At 67.0% G+C, this 18,806-nt stretch carries 11 protein-coding genes and 1 other RNA gene; 7 read left to right on the top strand and 5 right to left on the bottom strand.

Annotated elements, in window-relative coordinates; translation table 11 throughout:
• Together dnaX and CF70_RS19375 are read right to left on the bottom strand one after the other, a co-directional pair.
• On the bottom strand, positions 1 to 1,255 hold a 1,255-nt coding region (gene dnaX, locus CF70_RS19380), incomplete at its 3' end, for a DNA polymerase III subunit gamma/tau (RefSeq protein ID WP_035868091.1).
• Between the two features lie 83 nt (positions 1,256 to 1,338).
• Positions 1,339 to 3,837 (bottom strand): adenosylcobalamin-dependent ribonucleoside-diphosphate reductase, encoded by a 2,499-nt coding sequence (locus tag CF70_RS19375; protein ID WP_035868084.1) that lies wholly within the window; start codon positions 3,835 to 3,837, stop codon positions 1,339 to 1,341.
• Positions 3,838 to 4,019: 182 nt separating this feature from the next.
• On the opposite strand from CF70_RS19375, the gene ffs reads away from it, so the two are divergent.
• Positions 4,020 to 4,118, top strand: an RNA gene (ffs, locus tag CF70_RS34235) — signal recognition particle sRNA small type.
• 253 nt (positions 4,119 to 4,371) lie between these two features.
• Here ffs and CF70_RS19370 read toward each other — a convergent pair.
• The 3 genes from CF70_RS19370 to CF70_RS19360 all read right to left on the bottom strand — a co-directional run bounded on the left by CF70_RS19370 (position 4,372) and on the right by CF70_RS19360 (position 11,318).
• Entirely contained in the window at positions 4,372 to 7,998 is a 3,627-nt protein-coding gene (locus CF70_RS19370; RefSeq protein ID WP_035868082.1) for a UvrD-helicase domain-containing protein, read from the bottom strand.
• Entirely contained in the window at positions 7,995 to 10,928 is a 2,934-nt protein-coding gene (locus tag CF70_RS19365; protein ID WP_035868079.1) for a PD-(D/E)XK nuclease family protein, read from the bottom strand. Before CF70_RS19365 ends, CF70_RS19370 begins: the two co-directional genes overlap by 4 nt.
• A 123-nt stretch (positions 10,929 to 11,051) precedes the next feature.
• Positions 11,052 to 11,318 (bottom strand): hypothetical protein, encoded by a 267-nt coding sequence (locus CF70_RS19360; protein ID WP_035868090.1) that lies wholly within the window; start codon positions 11,316 to 11,318, stop codon positions 11,052 to 11,054.
• 515 nt (positions 11,319 to 11,833) lie between these two features.
• Between CF70_RS19360 and trxA the strand changes: the two genes are divergently transcribed.
• The 6 genes from trxA to CF70_RS19330 all read left to right on the top strand — a co-directional run bounded on the left by trxA (position 11,834) and on the right by CF70_RS19330 (position 18,550).
• A complete protein-coding gene (gene trxA, locus CF70_RS19355) occupies positions 11,834 to 12,160 on the top strand; it encodes a thioredoxin TrxA (protein WP_035868078.1) in 327 nt (108 codons plus the stop codon).
• Positions 12,161 to 12,350: 190 nt separating this feature from the next.
• Complete coding sequence (gene rho / locus CF70_RS19350) at positions 12,351 to 13,613, top strand: transcription termination factor Rho (RefSeq protein ID WP_035868076.1); 1,263 nt, start codon at positions 12,351 to 12,353, stop codon at positions 13,611 to 13,613.
• Positions 13,614 to 13,796: 183 nt separating this feature from the next.
• On the top strand, positions 13,797 to 14,648 hold the full coding sequence (locus CF70_RS19345) for a M90 family metallopeptidase (RefSeq protein ID WP_035868074.1): 852 nt from the start codon (positions 13,797 to 13,799) through the stop codon (positions 14,646 to 14,648).
• Between the two features lie 183 nt (positions 14,649 to 14,831).
• Positions 14,832 to 15,095, top strand: coding sequence for a type B 50S ribosomal protein L31 (locus CF70_RS19340; protein ID WP_017225511.1), 264 nt, complete (start codon positions 14,832 to 14,834; stop codon positions 15,093 to 15,095).
• Positions 15,096 to 15,348: 253 nt separating this feature from the next.
• Positions 15,349 to 17,136, top strand: coding sequence for an ArnT family glycosyltransferase (locus CF70_RS19335; RefSeq protein ID WP_035868071.1), 1,788 nt, complete (start codon positions 15,349 to 15,351; stop codon positions 17,134 to 17,136).
• Positions 17,137 to 17,197: 61 nt separating this feature from the next.
• Positions 17,198 to 18,550, top strand: a complete 1,353-nt coding sequence (locus CF70_RS19330; protein ID WP_035868068.1) for an MATE family efflux transporter — start codon at positions 17,198 to 17,200, stop codon at positions 18,548 to 18,550.
• Positions 18,551 to 18,806 lie beyond the last annotated feature (256 nt).

Genomic DNA, 18,806 nt, shown 5'->3' with positions numbered 1-18,806 from the left:
CCGGCGCGGCCGGACGCAGGGCGGGAGCAGCCGGAACGACAACAGCGCTGGCGGCAGCGGTATCCGCGGCAACCCGGCCCGCCGGCGCGGCAGCGCCGCGCGCGCGCGGCGCCAACTGGCCGCCACCCTGTCCACCCGCCACGGGCGCAGGACTCGCCGACGGGCGAAAGGCCAGCATGCGCAGCAGCGTCATGGTGAAACCAGCGTACTCGTCCGGCGCCAGCGCCAGTTCGCTACGGCCAAGATTGGCGATCTGATAGAACAACTGCACTTCCTGCGCATCGAACGCAGCGGCAAAGCGGCGCACTTCCGCCGCTTCCGGCCATTCTTCCTGAACCGAGGCGGGCACCGCCTGGGCCAGCGCGATCTTGTGCAGCAGCGAAGCGAGATCCTGCAAGGCCCCGGCAAACGACAGGCTGCGATCGGCCATGCCGTCGGCCACGCCCAGCATGGCGGCGCCATCCTCGGCTGCCAGCGCATCCAGCAATTGCACCAGGTAGCTCTGGTCGATGGCGCCCAGCATGCCGCGCACGGCGGCCTCGGACACCTGGCCGGCACTGTAGGCGATGGCCTGGTCGGTCAGCGACAGCGCGTCGCGCATCGAGCCATGGGCGGCCTGGGCCAGCAGGCGCAGCGCATTGGCTTCGCGCACGATGCCCTCCTCACCCAGCACGTGGTCGAGGTGGCTGACGATATGGCCGGGCGGCATCTGCTTGAGGTTGAACTGCAGGCAGCGCGACAGCACCGTCACCGGGATCTTCTGCGGGTCGGTGGTGGCCAGGATGAATTTGACGTGCGCGGGCGGCTCTTCCAGCGTCTTCAGCATGGCGTTGAAGGCGTGGTTGGTCAGCATATGCACTTCGTCGATCATGTAGACCTTGAAGCGCCCCGCCGTCGGGGCGTACACCGCCTTGTCGAGCAGGGAGGCCATCTCGTCGACGCCGCGGTTGGAGGCGGCGTCCATCTCGATGTAGTCGACGAAGCGCCCGCTGTCGATCTCGGTGCAGGCCTTGCACACCCCGCAAGGCTGCGCGGTGATATCGCCGTTACCATCCGGCCCGACGCAGTTCAGCGCCTTGGCCAGGATCCGGGACAGCGTGGTCTTGCCGACGCCCCGCGTGCCGGTGAACAGGTAGGCATGGTGCAGCCGCTGTTGCTCCAGCGCGTGCGTGAGCGCGCGGACCACGTGCTCCTGGCCGACCAGCGTGGTGAAATCCCGGGGGCGCCATTTGCGCGCTAGCACTTGATAACTCATGGCGGCGATTGTAGCAAAAGGCGGCCGTCCTTCAGGCAGGATTCACGGGACCGGCGCGATCCAAACCGCCGGCCCCCACGCCGCTAGCCGCATTCGCCGACATAGCCGCAGTTGGCGCACTTGGCGCAGCCATCGACCTTGTGCAAGGCATGGGCGCCGCATTCCGGACAAGGCTTGCCCGAACCCAGCCCCAACCCTGTTGCCGGCGCGCCGCCACCACTGACCGCCCCGGCCGGGACCCTGCCGCCGGCACTACCACTGTCCGGCCCTTCCAACCCAGCCAGGCGGGCGGCAAGCGCCGCCACCGGCACCTGGGCACCATCGGCGTCGAGAAAGCCCCGCTTGATCAGGATGCGTTGCAAGGCATAGCCGATCGCCGCCACTTCGGAATCATGGAAGCGCGGCACCTCGGTGCCGTCCTGGCGTTTGAGCACGCCGTAGCGCACCGTGCCCTTGTCCCACACCACATTGCGCATGTCCGCCAGCGCCTTGGCGATCGATCCGCCCGAACGCGCCACCATCGACAGCAGCCGCATGGTGGAGGTGATCCACTGCTGGCCGTCGTTGCGCTGCCCGGCCGGCATGAAAAACTCCACCGGACGCTCCACCGCCACTGGCTTGCCGTCGAGCAGCCCCGCCACGCGCATGAAGTTCACGGTCAGGTAGACCGTCTTGTGGCCCTCGTAGGTCATGTACTCGACCTTGGAGGTCACCCCTTCGAGATCGCCCACCGGACGGCTCTCGAACGGCCTGCGCAGGGGGTCGTCGGTTGTTGCCACCGCGGCGGGCACGGCCGGCGGCGGCGTCACCGACAGCACAGCCCCCAGCACGCTGTTGGGGCGATAGGTGGCAAGTCCTTTCAGGCCGGCCCGCCAGGCTTCCAGGTAGAGGTTGCGGAAAGCCTCATAGGGATAGTCCTCAGGCACGTTGACGGTCTTGCTGATGCTGGTATCGATAAAGGGCTGCACCGCCTCCAGCATCTTCATATGATCGAGCGCCGACATCTGCAGCGCCGTGACGAAACTGTCCGGCAGTTGCGCCATATCCCCACCCAGGTGACGATAAAGGCGCCAGGCATGGTCGGCTACCTCAACTACCTTGTAGCTGTCGTCCGCCATGCGCTTCTTGCGGTTATAGGTCCACGAGAAGGCCGGCTCGATGCCGTTCGATGCGTTATCGGCAAACGCCAGCGTGATGGTGCCGGTCGGGGCGATCGACAGCAGGTGCGAATTGCGGATGCCGTCGCGGCCGATCGCCTTGCGCACCGCTTGCGGCAAGCGCTGCGCAAAACCGCTGGCCAGGTATTCCTTGGCCTTGAACAGCGGGAAGGCGCCCTTCTCGCGCGCCAGTCCGGCCGATGCCAGGTAGGCGGTATCGCGCATGGCCTGCGCTATACGCGCGGCCAGCTCGCGCCCCGGCTCGCTGTCGTAGCGGATGCCCAGCATCACCAGCGCGCTGCCCAGCCCGAGGAAGCCCAGCCCAATGCGGCGTTTGGCATGGGCCTCGGCCTGCTGCTCCGGCAGCGGCCAATAGGTAACGTCCAGCACGTTGTCGAGCATGCGCACCGCCAGCCGCACCACTTCGGCAAATCCTTCGAAATCGAATCGGCTGTCCGCGCCAAAGGGCTGGCGCACGAAGCGGGTCAGGTCGATCGAGCCGAGGTCGCAGCAGCCATAAGACGGCAGCGGCTGCTCCGCGCAGGGATTGGTGGCCTCGATGCGCTCGCAGTAATAGAGATTGTTGTCGTCGTTGATATGGGACAGGAACAGGATGCCGGGCTCAGCGTGATCGTAGGTGGCCTGCATCACCTGGTCCCACAGCTGCCGCGCCGGCACGCGGCGGTAAACCCACTGGCCGTCGTCGCGCCGGTAGGCGCCGCCGGCGATGGCCTGGGCAGCGGGTTCGGCCTCATGCACCAGCTCGACCTCTCCGCCGGCCTCGACCGCCCGCATGAATTCGTCGCTCACGCCGATCGAGATATTGAAATTGGTCAGGTCGCCGCGGTCCTTGGCGTGGATAAAGGCCTCGATGTCCGGGTGGTCGCAGCGCAGCACGCCCATCTGCGCGCCGCGGCGCGATCCGGCCGACTCCACCGTGGCGCAGGATGCGTCGAACACCTTCATGAAGGACACCGGCCCCGAGGCGCGCGAGTGCGTGCCCCGCACCAGCGCCCCGGCCGGGCGTATCGCGGAGAAATCGTAACCCACCCCGCCGCCGCGGCGCATGGTCTCCGCCGCCTGCGCCACCGCAGTGTAGATGCTGGGCTTGCCGCCGGCCGGCTGCGATACGGAATCGCCTACGGGCTGCACGAAGCAGTTGATCAGCGTGGCCTCGATGCGAGTGCCGGCCGCGGAGTTGATGCGCCCGGCAGGCACGAAACCCTGCTCCTGCGCCCACAGGAAACGCTCGGCCCACTGCTCGCGCTGCGACTCTGGTTCGGCCTCGGCCAGCGCGCGCGCCACCCGCAGGCGCACGTCAGCGGCGGTGGCTTCCGTGCCCTTGGCGTACTTCTCCAGCAAGACTTCGGTGGAGATGTCCTGGGGCGGCAGCGTGGTACGGAGCATCTGTTCGTTGGCATTCATCGCAGGTCTCGCTGGTGTCATGGTTGCCATATCCGCCAGCCGGGCCGCGTTACGTCCCGACGCTGGCGGCTAGCGCGTTTCCGTCCTTGCACGCCCTGGCGTTGCCTGGGCCATGCGCTTTACTCAATCAATTTCGCGGGAAATCTGCCCGATCCGTCCGCTCTGGGTTACAATGCCGACCGGACGGGCCTCCTCGCATGGCGGCGCGGTCAACCTGGTCAGGTCGGGAACGAAGCAGCCACAGCCGTTTTCCGCCAGTGCCGAGGGTCGGGCTCGTCCCCCTAACACTCCCCAGTCGTATCCGCAGCATCCCCCCCGCATCATCGCGCTTTCTTGCCGCATGTGCATCAAGCACTTGCGCCAGGCGCCGATCGTCCGCTGGTCACAATCCGCCTTCAGCAGAATATTCCCGCACGGCAGTCCGGCCGCGTTGCGTCCGCGGCATGGGGGCCAGTTTCGCCCCCCCCTGCCCGCGCCGCCGACGTTAGCTATTCTGCCGCGCCTCCCCCACCCTTGCCATGATCCAGGACATATCTAGAACAGGGAACCCTGGCGTTCCGTCTGCAGCGCCTGCGCCGCAATCCACTCCCCGTCAGCCGTGGCCACGCCAGCCTCGACCGGCCGCCCGGGGAACATCGGCCTGACCGCCGCCACATAACGCGCAAGCTGCTGCGCGTAGGCGGCGTGCTCCTGCGGGAGCAGGCGCAACTTGTAATCGATGATCACCACCCGGTCGGCGAACTCCACCAGACGGTCGATCCGCAGCAGGCGGCCGCGCGCATCGTAGAGCTCAACCTCGTTGCGCGCGCTGATGGCCGCATGCGGAAACAGCAGCGGCCGCAAGGCCGGGGCCTCCAGCATCAGGCGCGCTGCCTCGACGGCCGCATGCGCCTGGTCCCGCCACAGCGCGCGCGCCTGCGCGGTGCCGGCTCCGGCCAGGGGGAACCAGCGCATGACCACCTCGGGTTCGGGCAGCCCCTCGAACGCCTCGGGGTAACGCGTCACGCGTTCCAGCAGCGCGTGCAGCAATTCGCCGTGGCGAGCCGCGTCGGCATCGAACACGATGGCATGGCCATCCTCGCTCGGGCTCGCACCCTGCTCCGCCGCCTCGTCTTCCCACTCCAGCACCGGCGCCAGCGTTTCGGCCGCCTCGCGGTAACGCTGGCGAAAATCCGTATAGCGCACGCGCGCGTCGTTGCCTGACGCGGCGCCCGCCACGTCCTGCGCGCTGGCCGGCGGAAAGGGATCGACTTCCTCCCCGACCCTGGCTGAGAGCAATCGCGCATACCAGCTTCCCGCGATCTCGCGATTGCCTTCGCCGCTGTCGGCGCTGCGCGACGCGCGTCCCTTGACGCCGCTCACCAGCAAGCCCTGGCGCGCGCGTGTCATCGCCACATAGAGCAGGTTCCAGTTCTCGCGCTCGGCCAACGCAGCCTCGGCCTCGAACAAGGGCGCGCGTGCCAGCCCGCGCGTGCTGCGCTTGCCATACGCCGAGAAATGCACCGGCACGGGCGACGACGGCGGCCAGTCGATCAGGATGCCGCCGCGGTCGGGGGCGGCATCGCTGTGGTTTGCGTCCAGCAACACGACGAACGGGGCCTCCAGGCCCTTGGCCGCATGCACGGTGAGAATGTGGACCGCGTCCTGTGCGTTGTCGGCGGCGTCGGCATCGGCTTCGCCCTCGGCATCCTCGGCGTTGTCGGCCATGCCGCCTTCGTCCGGGCTTTCGCCTTCTTCGCCGCGGCGGATTTCCTGCAGCTCGTCGATGAACTTCGGCAAGCTAGGGTAGCGGCCGCCGTCAAGATCGAGCGAAAGCTTCAGGAAGGCATCGAGGTTCGCCAGCACCTGGTCCCGGATCTCGGCAGGCGCGGCTTCGGCATAGCGGCGGCGTACTTCGCCGCCGTGGTAGATGTGGTCGATCAGGTCATGCACCGGGCGATGCGGCGCCACTTCCAGCCAGTGGCGCAGCCGCGCGATGCCGTCGCGCAGCGCGGGGCTGCTGAACTCGGGCAGCCCTTGCTCCATCAGGCAGGCCCACCATCCCGGCCGCGGCTCGCGCGCCTGTGTCATCTGCGCGATAGCAATCAGGTCTTCGTCAGTGGCGCCCACCAGCGGGCTTTTCAGCACATGGGCCAGGTCCAGATCGGATTCCGGCGTCATCAGGAAGGCCAGCAGCGCCGACAGGTCGAGCGCTTCGAGCGTGGCCAGCAAGCCACCCCGGCGCGGGCTCAGGCACGGAATGCCGGCCTCGCGGAAGGCCCGTTCATATTCCGCCAGATGGGTCTTGCGGCGCACCAGCAAGTGCATGTCGCTCCAGCGCGCGGGCCGCGGGCCATCGCTATCGGCGACCGGCACGGTGGCGCGGATATGCCGCAGCCAGGCGGCCACGCGCCTGCCCTCTTCGAGCCGCAGCGAATCGCCCTCATGCTGTCGCGGCTGGGTAAGCGTATCGCGGTGCGCTGCGGCTTTCGGGACGGCCTCGCCGGCTTCATCGGTGGCTTCGCCCTCCGGCGTACCGGGGTTGCCCCCTGCCTCTTCCTCGGGCTCGACCAGCGGCAGCAGCCACACCGGCCCGCCCGGCTCGCCGAGCGCGGTAGTCTGTGTCTCGAACAGTGGATAGCGGCCGTCGGCACGCGCGGCATCGAACACGGCGTTGACCCAGTCCAGCACCTCGGGGCGATTGCGGCGGGTCCGGTTGGTGCGCAGCACGGTGGCGCCGAAACCGGACTGCAGCATCTCGCTGGCGGTCTGGAACAGACGCGCATCGGCGCGGCGGAAGCGATAGATCGATTGCTTGGGGTCGCCCACCAGAAACACCGTAGGCCGCTCGCCCAGCCCCGCGTAGCCGGCCAGCCAGCCCTGCAGGATTCGCCATTGCAGCGGGTTGGTGTCCTGGAATTCGTCGAGCAGCAGGTGGCGGTAGCGTGCATCGAGCCGGACCTGCAGGTAGGTGGCGGTCTCTTCATCGCCCATCAGCCGCGCGGCCAGCCACTCAAGGTCAGCGAAGTCCATCGCGCGCTGCTCGGACTTGTGGTGCTGGTAGCGCGTCAGCAGCGCATCGCCCAAGTGGTAGAGCGCAAGGTTGACCGCCAGCACCGCAGCCTCGCAACGGCGCTGCGCCACCTGCTCCAGCGCGGCGCACATCTCGCCGTGCTCGGCCAGGAACGCATCGACCATCGCCTCGCCGCCCAGCGCCTTGGTCAGCGCCGCGGTGGCACGCAGCGAGCGCGGCTTGCCCGCGGCAGTGAAGAACGCATCGCGCAGTACCGCGAAAGCGCGCTCGGCGGGCTCGCCTCCTGCGGCACCCGCCTCGCGCCAGGCGCGGATCGCCATGATCGCGTCAGCCAGGCGCGTGGCATGCGCCTGCTCGGTCTTGCCGCCCCTGCCCAACTGCGAAGCAAGGCCCTGGCAAGCGTCGAGCCAGCTGTCGTCGGCCAGTACTTCGAGCAGCACGTTGACCTGCGCATCCTCGCCAAGGTCGGCGGCGAGCGCCTGCGCAGGATCGGCACTTTCGCGGAACGCCAGCCACTCGCTGCGCGCGTGGAACATGGCATCAAGCAGCGCGCGCGCCTGGAACTCGCCGATGGCGTCGACCAGCCGCTCGAACGCCGCGCGCAGGTCGGCGTACGGCGGTGTTGCCAGCGCCTGCCAGAACGGCGCCCACGCTTCGCGCTTCATGCGCAGCGCGTCTTCGCGCAGCGTGGCGCCCGGCACGATGCCCGACGCCAGCGGCGCCCCGCGCAGCAGGGTGCCGAACCAGCCGTGGAACGTATCGATGGCCATGCGGCCGGGCGCGGCGAGCACCTGCGCGTGCAGGCCGCGGGCGCGCGGCAGTGCCACGCGTGCCGCATCGGGGGGAAGCCCGCGCTGCGTCAGCGCGGCGATCACCGCCTCGTCATCGTCACGCGCGAGTTGCGCGAGCACTTCCAGCAGGCGCTCGCGCATTTCCTCGGCGGCCTTGCGCGTGAAGGTGATGGCAAGGATCTCGTGCGGCGCCGCGCCAGCCAGCAACAGGCGCAACAGGCGCGCCACCAGCAGCCAGGTCTTGCCGCTGCCCGCGCAGGCCTCGACCACCACCGAGCGGGCGGGGTCGCAGGCCGCGCGCGTGAACTCAGCCTCGGCAATCGGCTCGCCATCGCGCAAATAGGCATGGATGCTCATGCGCGCCCTCCCACCTGCGGCGGCAACGCCGTGCTTTCCCAGAAACCCTTGCGGCACAGGCCGCGGGCCGTGCAATAGGTGCATGCGCTGGCATCGCCGAAAGCCGGCAACGGCGCGTCCCGGCGCAAGCGCATCACGTCGGTGCGCAACTGCTGCTCCAGCCAGGCCACCGCGGCGTCGAAGTCAGGCAAGCCAACCTCGCGCTGGGACGCGGGCGGGCCATCCTTCACACCCTCAAGCGCCACCCAGCTGCCACCGGCAACGTCGGCGCGCAGCAATCCATAGAATGGCAACTGGCAATCCTCTTCCACGTCCCCTACCTTGCGCTTGAGACGCAGCACGCTCTGCGTCTTGTAATCGAGCACCGCGCGGCTGCCATCGCGGGCGCGGTCGAGCCGGTCGATGCGGCCGTTGACGCGCAGCGGCTGGCCATCGGGCATGGGCAGGTCGACGGTGGCGTCCAACTCGCCATCGTCCCAGAACCAGCCTTGCGCCTCGCGTTCGGCCTGCCATGCCACGTAGGAAGGCAGCACTTCACACCAGCGGCGGTAATAGCCGATGGCGTTGCCGTCTTCCTTCATCAGCGCGCCGAACTCGTGGTCGGAAATCTCGCGCAGCCGCGCCAGCCGGGCGTCCTGGTGGCGCAAGCCTTCCTGCGATGCCTCGCGGTGGTAGCGCAACAGCACGCGGTGCAGCAGCTCGCCGATATCGCGTTTTTCCAGATCGTCGCTGACGACCTCCAGCCCGGCCAGCCCGAGCATGCGGCCCGCGAAGAACTGGTAGGGACAGCGCCGAAGCATGTTGTACGCCTGCGCGCTCCAGCGCGCAGGCACCAGTTCCGAAGCAGCTGGCGCGGGCATTCCGCCCACCTCGGCGAAGGTCTCGTGCTGCGCGGGCAAGGCACTCGCCTCGATGGGCGCGCCCGCCCGCGAGCACAGCGCGCTGAGGCGCTCGATCCAGCTCGACACGTGCTTGGGCTCGCCGCGCGCGCCAAGGCGTTGCCAGGTCAGCACGACGTCATCGTTATTCAGCAGGACCTCGGCAAGATCGCGCGCCTGCTGTGCAAAGCGCACCTCGCGATCTTCCAGCGCCAGTTCGCGCCGCATCTGGTTGGAGAAGAACATCAGTTCCGCCGCGCTGGAGGGTAGCTGCGTATCGTCGCACCCCACCACCACCACGCCATCAAAGCGCCGCATGCGCGCGCCGTTGAGCGGCAGGATGGTGATGCGCGCGGCGCCGCTGGCCGAGGGCTCCTTGTAAGCGACCGATTCGAGCAAGGCCGACAGCATGGAGCGGAACTCGCCGAGATCGAGCGTGGCGAGCGCGCCCGTCTCGTCCTGAGGCAAGTCGGCAAGGCGCGCCAGCGCGTCGAGCAGCTGGCTGCCCGCATCGTCGGCGGCCAGCGCATTGCGCATGCCGATCACGTCGAGCGTGGCATCGAGCCGCTCCAGCCAGGTCGACACCGGTTTCTGCGCCTTGCCGCGCGGCCAGGCTGCGGCTTCGGCCGCAAGGCACTGCACCAGCTCGCACGCGGCCTGCCGCGCCGCGCGGCGGGCGTCCTGCTCCGCGTCATCGCCGGCGCTGGCTTCATCCGCGCTCGCGCGTGATTCGTCCGCGGCGTCCGGCCTGAAGCGCTGCTGCAGGCGGCGCCAGCCGCCACTGATGCCGTCGCGGCGAATCTGCCGCTCCAGCGCGGCGATGGCCGCGCCGCGCAAGGGGAAATCCGGCAGGCAAAACGGGCTCTTGAGCAGGTCGAGCAGGGCCGAGGTATCGCCGTCCTGGTTGAGCAGATCGAACCAGCGCATCAGCGCGGCGGCGGCGCGCGTGGTTGAGAGTTTCCAGCCCGTTTCGTCGCGCACCGGCGCGCCGGCGCGCGCCAGCAAGGCGCGCGCGCGCCGCGCCACCACACGATCGTGCGCAACCAGGGCTACGTGGCGCCGGCCTTCATTGAGCCACTGCACAAGCTGGTCAGCGGCTGCGCCGGCTTCGTCCTCGAAGCGCGCGCTGCCGATCACGCGCACGCGTGGGCGCCCGGACGGCAGGCCGCGCGGCGCGCGGCGCGGCGCCGCTTCCTGCGCTCCCGGCAACCTGGCCTCCGGCCACAGGGCAAGCAGGGTGTCATACCAGTCGAATGCCCCTGCGGCGGCGTCTTCATCATCCCCGCCAGTATCGAGAGCGTGACTCTCCGACGGCGTGGACTGCGCCGACCAGTCATAGCCGATGCGGATCACCGGCACGAGTTCGGCGGCCTGCTTCAGGAAGGCGTCCTCGATCGGCGCGGGCGGAGTCGGCCCCAGCCAGATCACCGGCCCCGCCACGTGCTGGGCCAGCCGGTGCAGAACGCGGCGGCGCGCCGGCAGCGGATCGTCCGGGCCCGACAAGGCTTGCCAGAAGGCCATCACGATGCGCGCCTCCTCGCCAAGGAAGCGCGACGACAAATGTGCGTAGGTTCGTTCCAGCGCGCCTTGCAGCAGCGCGGCGCGGTCGTCGCCGTCGATGTCTTCATCGCGAATGGCGTCATCGTCAAGCCAGCGCGCGCTCAGTTCGTCGCTGATGGTCAGCAGCGTCTGCGCCAGCCCCCACGCCGCTGCCTCGGTCTGCGCGCCGAAGGCGCGCCGCAACCAGTCCTGCGCGCGGATGGCCTGCTGCACCGCCAGCAGCCGGGCCGCATGGCTGCGCACCGGCACCGGGTCGGGCGGCAGATCGAGCAACCAGTGGCCAAGCGTGAGCACGCGCGGCAGCAGGCGCGGCGCGCCGGCAGCGCGCGCCGCGGCATCCAGCGCCTGCCGCACGCCGGGAATCTGCGCCGCGGTAGGCACTACCACGTGCGCAGCGGCTTGCTGCTCCCCGCAATGGTCGAGAAAATACCAGGCCGAAGCGGCAGCCTGCGGCAGGAACTCGGGGCCGGGACGGAATTGCAGCGAAGTCATGAAGCGAGTGTGGCGGCCGGATCGGTAGTCATGGCGCGCGGCGCGCAGGCATGCGCTGCCTGGCCGGCGAGCCGGCCAGCGCGCTCGGGCAACGTGGAAAGTACGGGAAAACCCCGAGGATCTTCAGTGACTGCCGCCCTCCAGGCGGGCGCGGATCTCGCGCGCGGTCTCGAGCAGGCCCTGGTAGCCGGAGCGTGCATGCTCGGGAAGGTCGGGATCGCCGACCAGCGCGCCCAATGTCTCGATGATGCTGTACAGAAGACCTTTGGCCGCGCCGCCGGCAATGCTGTTCTGTTCGACCGCGCTATTGATGTGATCCAGCGCGTCGCTCAGGTGTCCCACTTCGGGCGGCTGTTGCGGATCGGGCTTGGAAGGGGTGTCTGGCGTCATGGTCGATTTGCCTTGTCTGTTGCGCGGGAAGGCGCCGGGCGCAAGGCCTGGCGCATGCTTGTATTCTACGCGCCCCGGCGCGCCGCACATTCGCGAACACGCAAGGGAGCGCTCGGGCCATGCGGCACCAAAGCGAAGTGTCCGATAAATCATACGCCGGCCGCGCCGCGTCGGCCTTTGCCGCAGCCTCCGATTAAGAAAAGCTCTCGCCCCGATTAATAGAATCACTCAACAGGGCCAGCCTTCCGGGGCAGAATGCCTCCATGCTTCGCCGCACAACAATGTCTTTCCCCGCCGTGTACGGCAACGCACCGTGACCTTGACCGGGAAGGTATTGAATTCCCGTCAACTGGTAACATATGAGCAAAACCCGCCTTTCCGTGGCGTGCCCCTCGCTCGGGCCCGCACGCACCGGGTGATGCGCCTGCCTACGGGTATGCGCAAACTCGTGTAATGTAGCGGTTCGGCAAATCCCGCCTTCAAATCAAACAGAGCGAAACCAGAGGTTTTCCGCCATGAATGAACAAATCAAGTATGTGAGCGACGCCTCCTTCGACGCCGACGTGCTCCAGTCCGACAAGCCCGTCCTGCTCGACTTCTGGGCCGAATGGTGCGGCCCGTGCAAGATGATCGCCCCGATCCTGGATGAAGTGGCCAAGGACTACGGCGACAAGCTGCAGATCGCCAAGATCAACGTCGACGAAAACCAGCAAGTGCCGGCCAAGTTCGGCATCCGCGGTATTCCCACGCTGATCCTGTTCAAGAATGGCGCGGTTGCCGCGCAGAAGGTCGGCGCACTGTCCAAGTCGCAACTGACCGCTTTCCTCGACGGCAATCTGTAAGTCGCTTGACCGGGGCGAGGTGCCGCCAAGCGCCTCCCCGGTTGTAGCCACAATCCGACGTCCGTGCGCCAGTCCTGGCGCACCGTCCGGATTGTGCTAAGATGGCACCAACAACTTCCCCGAGCGTTCGCTCATTTCTTCCCCCTTCCTTTAGGTCCAGCCCGTCCGGGCGCCTCTGTACCCCTCGTCTATGCACCTGACAGAACTCAAATCGCTTCACGTGTCTGCGCTTCTCGAAATGGCCGCGACCCTCGAGATCGACAATGCACAACGGATGCGCAAACAGGAGCTGATGTTTGCGATCCTGAAGAAGCGCGCCAAGCTGGGCGAAACCATCTTCGGAGACGGCACGCTGGAAGTCCTGCCGGACGGCTTCGGCTTCCTGCGCTCGCCCGAGACCTCCTACCTGGCAAGCACGGACGACATCTACATCAGCCCTTCGCAGATCCGCCGCTTCAATCTGCATACCGGCGATACGATCGAGGGCGAAGTACGGACCCCGAAGGACGGCGAGCGCTATTTCGCGCTGGTGAAGGTGGACAAGGTCAACGGCCAGGCGCCTGAAGCGGTGAAGAACCGCATCATGTTCGAGAACCTGACGCCGCTGCACCCGAACCGGCCGCTCACGCTCGAACGCGAAATCCGCGCCGAGGAAAACATCACCGGCCGCATCATCGACATGATCGCGCCGATCGGCCGCGGCCAGCGCGCGCTGCTGGTGGCATCGCCCAAGTCCGGCAAGACCGTGATGCTGCAGCACATCGCCCATGCGATTGCCAACAACCATCCGGAAGCCGACCTGTTCGTGCTGCTGATCGACGAACGGCCGGAAGAAGTGACTGAAATGCTGCGTTCGGTGCGCGGTGAAGTGGTGGCGTCGACCTTCGACGAGCCCGCCATCCGCCACGTGCAGGTTGCCGAAATGGTGATCGAAAAGGCCAAGCGCCTGGTCGAGCTCAAGCGCGACGTGGTGATCCTGCTGGACTCGATCACCCGCCTGGCACGCGCCTACAACACGGTGGTGCCGGCTTCGGGCAAGGTGCTGACCGGCGGCGTGGACGCCAACGCGCTGCAACGCCCCAAGCGTTTCTTCGGCGCCGCGCGCAACCTGGAAGAAGGCGGCTCGCTGACCATCATCGCCACCGCGCTGATCGAAACCGGCAGCCGCATGGATGACGTGATCTACGAAGAATTCAAGGGCACCGGCAATATGGAAGTGCACCTGGAACGCCGCCTGGCGGAAAAGCGCGTCTATCCGTCGATCAACCTGAACAAGTCCGGCACCCGCCGCGAGGAATTGCTGATCAAGCCGGATATCCTGCAGAAGGTGTGGGTGCTGCGCAAGTTCATCTCGGATATGGACGAAGTGCAGGCCATGGAATTCATCCTCGACAAGATGAAGGCGACCAAGAACAACGCCGAGTTTTTCGATATGATGCGCAGAGGCGGCTGATCGTTCGCTGTGCCGCGCGCGGCTGGTTAGCGCGCTGGTATCGCACAGGAAGGGCGTGCCTCGGTGCGCCCTTTTTGCATTTTTGCACTACGATGCATTACTTGCCGATGTCCTGACCTGGCTTTGGGTTCCGCGTCCTGCTTCCTGCGCGCGCCACCTCGATGCCACACCTGCAGGAGTCCCATGTTCGGCCGACTGAGCCACTTCCTGCGTGCGCGCTCGCGCGTGCGCAAACTCGAGCACTACGCGATCCCCGACGCGCTGTGGGCACACACGGTGGCGAGCCTGCCCTTCGTGCAGCGCTATGGCGCCGCCGATCTCGCCGCCTTGCGCGAACTCGCTACGCTCTTCATCGCCGAAAAGGAATACTCCACCGCGCACAACCTGCCTCTTACCGATGAAATGGTGACGATCGTGGCGGTGCAGGCATGCGTGCCCATCCTCAGGCTTGGCATCGAGTGGTATCGCGGCTGGCGCGGCATCGTGCTTTACCCCGGCGAGTTCGTCATCCGACGTACCGTCGAGGACGATATCGGGCTGGTGCACGGCGTGGTCGAGGAAGCCAGCGGCGAAGCCTGGGAACACGGCCCGGTCATCCTTTCCTGGCCCGACGTGAAGACCCCGGGCGCCGGCCTGAACGCGCGCCACGCCCACCCGGACGACACCTATAACGTGGTCATCCACGAGTTCGCCCACAAGCTCGACATGCTCGATGGCGAGCCCGACGGCGTACCGCCCTTCTCGCGCGTACTCCACCCCGGCATCGACCGCGAGCAGTGGGCCGAGACCTTCCTGTCCGAATACGACCGCTTCGCGGAGGCCTGCGACAGGCAATCCGACCATGCCTGGGATCATCCGGAGCGGCTGCCACCCGCGCTGCGCGTGATCGACCCCTATGGCTGCGAGGCACCCAGCGAGTTCTTCGCCGTGGCATCGGAAACATTCTTTGTCGAGCCGGTTGGCCTGCGTCGATATTGGCCTGCCCTCTATGACTCGCTGGCGGCGTTCTACCGCCAGGATCCGGGCGCCATGTGACGAAAGGTCGATTTTTTTGCGTGCTCGCCCGTCCTCCTGTTGGCGCATTCAAATCTTGCCCAGCTTTTTGTTTTTCTGCGATAATCCCGGATTGTCCGTTATCGGCAAGTGGTTCGTTCGCCGCAATATCCGGCAGCAGCGCGGCAAACAACGGACTGGCTACCCAACCTGAAAGGAAACATCATGAAAGAAGGCATTCACCCGAATTATCGCGAAGTCGTGTTCCTCGACGTGTCGAACGACTTCAGCTTTGTGACCCGCTCGACCATCCAGACGCGCGACACGATCACCCGCGACGGCAAGGAATACCCGCTGGCCAAGATCGAAGTCTCGTCGGAATCGCACCCGTTCTACACCGGCACCCAGAAGATCATGGACACGGCTGGCCGCGTCGAGAAGTTCCGCCAGAAGTTCGGCAGCAAGCTGGGCAAGGCCGCCGCGAAGTAATTCGCCGCGAGCCCGCTCGCTGCACGGCTTCGGACAAGATGCTCCGGCGCCGCGCACCCAAGCAAAGAGGCAGCATCGGCTGCCTCTTTGCTTTTGCAGCCCTCGCGCGGTTGGCGCCGTTCACGCCAGCGCCAGGCGCACTTCGTCCGATACCATTGCGCATTCCGCCCCGCATCGGCGGTGTCCCATGCGAATGAGCCGGATGTAGCCAACCGGGAGCGCCCGTCCCGGCCGCCCCAAGCCCGACCGATCAATGAGTGCAGCCAAGACTTCCCGTGTCCACCTGACCGCAGCCGCCACCGGCACGCTTCCGCGCGCGCTGTTGCTGGCCATCTGCATCATCTACGGCCTGGCCGGCCTGTTTGGCCGCGACCCGTGGAAGAATGAGGACGCGGCCGGTTTCGGCGTGATGTGGCAACTGGCCACCGGGGGCGCGCAGGACTGGCTCATGCCCAATATCGTGGGCCGCCCCTATGGGGAAGACGGCCCCCTGGTATTCTGGGTCGGGGCCGTCATGATCCGGCTGTTTGGCGGCTGGCTCGGCGCGCCGGACGCGTCGCGCGTGGCCACCGCACTCTTCTACTTCGGCACCTGCGCCCTGATCTGGTACGCCACCTACCTGCTTGGCCGGCGCGCCGAGGTACAGCCCTTTGCCTATGTCTTCGGCGGCCAGCCCAATGCGCGCGACTACGGCCGCACGCTGGCCGACGGTGCCTTGCTGATCTTCCTGGCCTGCGTCGGCCTGGCCATGCGCGGCCACGAGACCACGCCGCAGGTGGGCCAGGTCTGCTTTGTCGCCATGAGCCTGTACGGCATGGTGCGCAGCCTGGACAAACCGGTCCAGGGCGGCATCTGGCTGGGCGTCGGGCTCGGCGCGCTGACCCTGTCCAGCGGACCGGTCATCCCGCTGGTGCTGCTCGCGTCGATCATCGTCTGCGGCCTGGCTTGCAAGCCCCTGCCCCTGCCGCGCGTGTTGCTGGTGAGCGTGCCGCTGGCGCTTGCCATGGTGGCGGCCTGGATGGCCGCTGCCTACTTCGGCGCCACCGACCCCAGCGACGCCGTGACCTTTATCCGCGAGTGGTCACGCTACGACCGCCGCACCTATGGCGCGCCGAACGCCACCGCGCTCAACTTCGTCGCACGCAACCTGCTGCTGTTCACGTGGCCGGTATGGCCGATTGCTGGCTGGGCTTGGCTGAGCTGGTCAGGGATGCGCCGTGCGCCGCATGTGGCGCTGCCGCTTGCCATGCTGCTGCCGCCGCTGCTGATGCTGTTCCTGCTGCGCCAGCCGGGCGATGTGCAGTTCATCCTGCTGCTGCCGCCGATGGCGGTACTGGCTGCATTCGGCCTGCCTACGCTCACGCGCGCGGCCATCAATGCAATCGACTGGTTCGCCCTGCTGTTTTTCACCATCTTCGGCGGCTTTGTCTGGTTCATGTGGATCGCCAGGACGACGGGCCAGCCGCCGCGCATCGCCGCCAATATCCACCGCCTGCTGCCGGGCTTCCAGGAAGACTTCACTATCCGCGCAGTGGTATATGCGCTGCTGGTAACGGTGGCCTGGATCCTGATCGTGCGCTGGCGGCTGTCGCGCGCACCCAAGCAGATCTGGCGCCCCGTGGTGATCTCGGCCGCCGGCACCACGCTGATGTGGGTGCTGGCGATGACCCTGTGGATGCCATCGATCAACTACGGCAAGACCTATCGCGACGTGGCGCAAGCCGCTTCGATGGCGCTGCCCGCCACTTATAACTGCGTGCAACCGATCCGGATGGGCGATGCGCAACTGGCGTCGTTCGCGTATTTCGGCCATATCCGCTTTGGCGGCCCAGCGGACGGATGCGACATCCTGCTGCGCCATGATCCAGTCGATTACGGCGAGCCCACCAGCATCTCGCATTTCGAATGGCGGCTGATTTGGGAAGGCCGCCGCCCCTCCGACCGCGATGAGCGCTTCCGCATGTATCGCCTGGTTGATATGTCCCGCGTAGCGCCGCCCAAGTCCAGCCCGCCTACGCGCCGGCTGCCCCGCCAACCCTGAGACGGACACAGATGGTTCGACGAGATCGCTGGTACTCCTCTCCCGGGCAACGGCACGACGCATGACCGCACTCCAGGATATCCGCCGGATCTCTGTGCTGGCCGCGCCGGTCCTGGTCGGCCAGCTCGCAGTGATCGCCTTCGGCGTGATCGATACCATCATGGCGGGTCGCGCCTCGGCGATCGACCTGGCGGCGGTGGGACTGGGCGGATCGATTTACGTCACGATCTACATCAGCCTGATGGGCGTATTGCAGGCGCTTGCCCCGATTGCCGGCCAACTCCATGGGGCCGGGCGCAGTGCCGAGATCGGCAGCGAGGTCAGGCAAGCCGCCTGGCTTGGACTGGCGCTGGCCGTGCCTGGCATGTTGCTGCTATTGTTCCCCGGTCCGCTGCTGGATTTTGCCCGGGCGCCGCCCGAACTGGTTGAGAAGGCAACGCGCTACCTGCATCTCCAGGCCTTCGGCTTGCCGGCCGCGCTGGGCTTTCGCATCTATTCCGCGCTGAACAATGCCTTGTCGCGTCCGGTCATGGTGACGGTGCTGCAGCTTGCCGGGCTGGCGGTGAAGATTCCGCTCAATGCCTGGTTCATCGGCGGCGGCTTCGGCCTCGTGGCCATGGGCGGACCCGGCTGCGCGCTCGCTTCGGCGCTGATCAGCTGGATCTGGTGCATCTCCGGCGTCCTGATCCTGCGGCGCAACGCGGCGTACCGTCCCTTGCAGATATTTTCCAGCTGGGCATGGCCGCAGGCGCGGCCGATCCGCGCGCTGCTGCGGCTGGGCGTGCCAATGGGACTGACCTACCTGATCGAGATCACCTCGTTCACGCTGATGTCGATCTTCATCACGCGCATGGGCACCGTCGTGCTGGCCGGGCACCAGATCATTGCCAACCTCGGCGCGGTGGCCTACATGCTGCCGCTGTCACTGGCAATCGCCACCTCGACGCTGGTGGCGCAAGCCCTTGGCGCGCGTGACCGGACGGCGGCGCGCCGCATCGCCCGGCACGGGATCTGCCTGGCGGCGGCGCTCGCGATCATGGTCGGCGGCATGCTGTGGATCCTGCGCGAGCCGCTGCTGCATGCCTATGCCAAGGACCCTGCGGTGGTCGGCGCCGCCCTGCCGCTGATGCTGTTCATTGCCTTCTACCAGGCCTTCGATGCGGTACAAGTCATGACGGCATTCATCCTGCGCGCCTACAAGATCGCACTGGTGCCGACCTTGATCTATGCGCTGTCCCTCTGGGGCGTCGGCCTGGGTGGCGGTTACGTGCTTGGTTTTGGCCTGATCGACGCCCTGCCAGCCTTCACGCATGGCGCCGCTGGGTTCTGGATGGCCAACAGTATCAGCCTGGCCATCGCGGGCTCGTTGCTGGTGCGCTACTTCGTTACCGTCAGCCGTTGCCACGACGGTTAAGCCTGCCCCCCCCTGACGCGCGTGCCGGATGGATTTTGCCTGTGACCCGGCAGGCATGTGCAGGACATGCCGACGGTCCGGCCGCAAGCGCTACGCAACAATATCCGACTACCCAGGAAAGACAGAGGCAAATAATACGCACGCGCCGTCGCTGCGCGAGCGGCGCCGAATTTGCCGGAGATTATCAATGCGCCACCAGTGTAAATGCCGGATAGCAAAAGAAAAAACCCGCATGGTATAACCATGCGGGTTTAGT

The sequence above is a fragment of the Cupriavidus sp. SK-3 genome, assembly GCF_000611145.1.
GTDB lineage: Bacteria > Pseudomonadota > Gammaproteobacteria > Burkholderiales > Burkholderiaceae > Cupriavidus.
The sequence above is the reverse complement of the archived record's forward strand: the minus strand, read 5'-3'. Positions and strand labels throughout refer to the sequence as shown.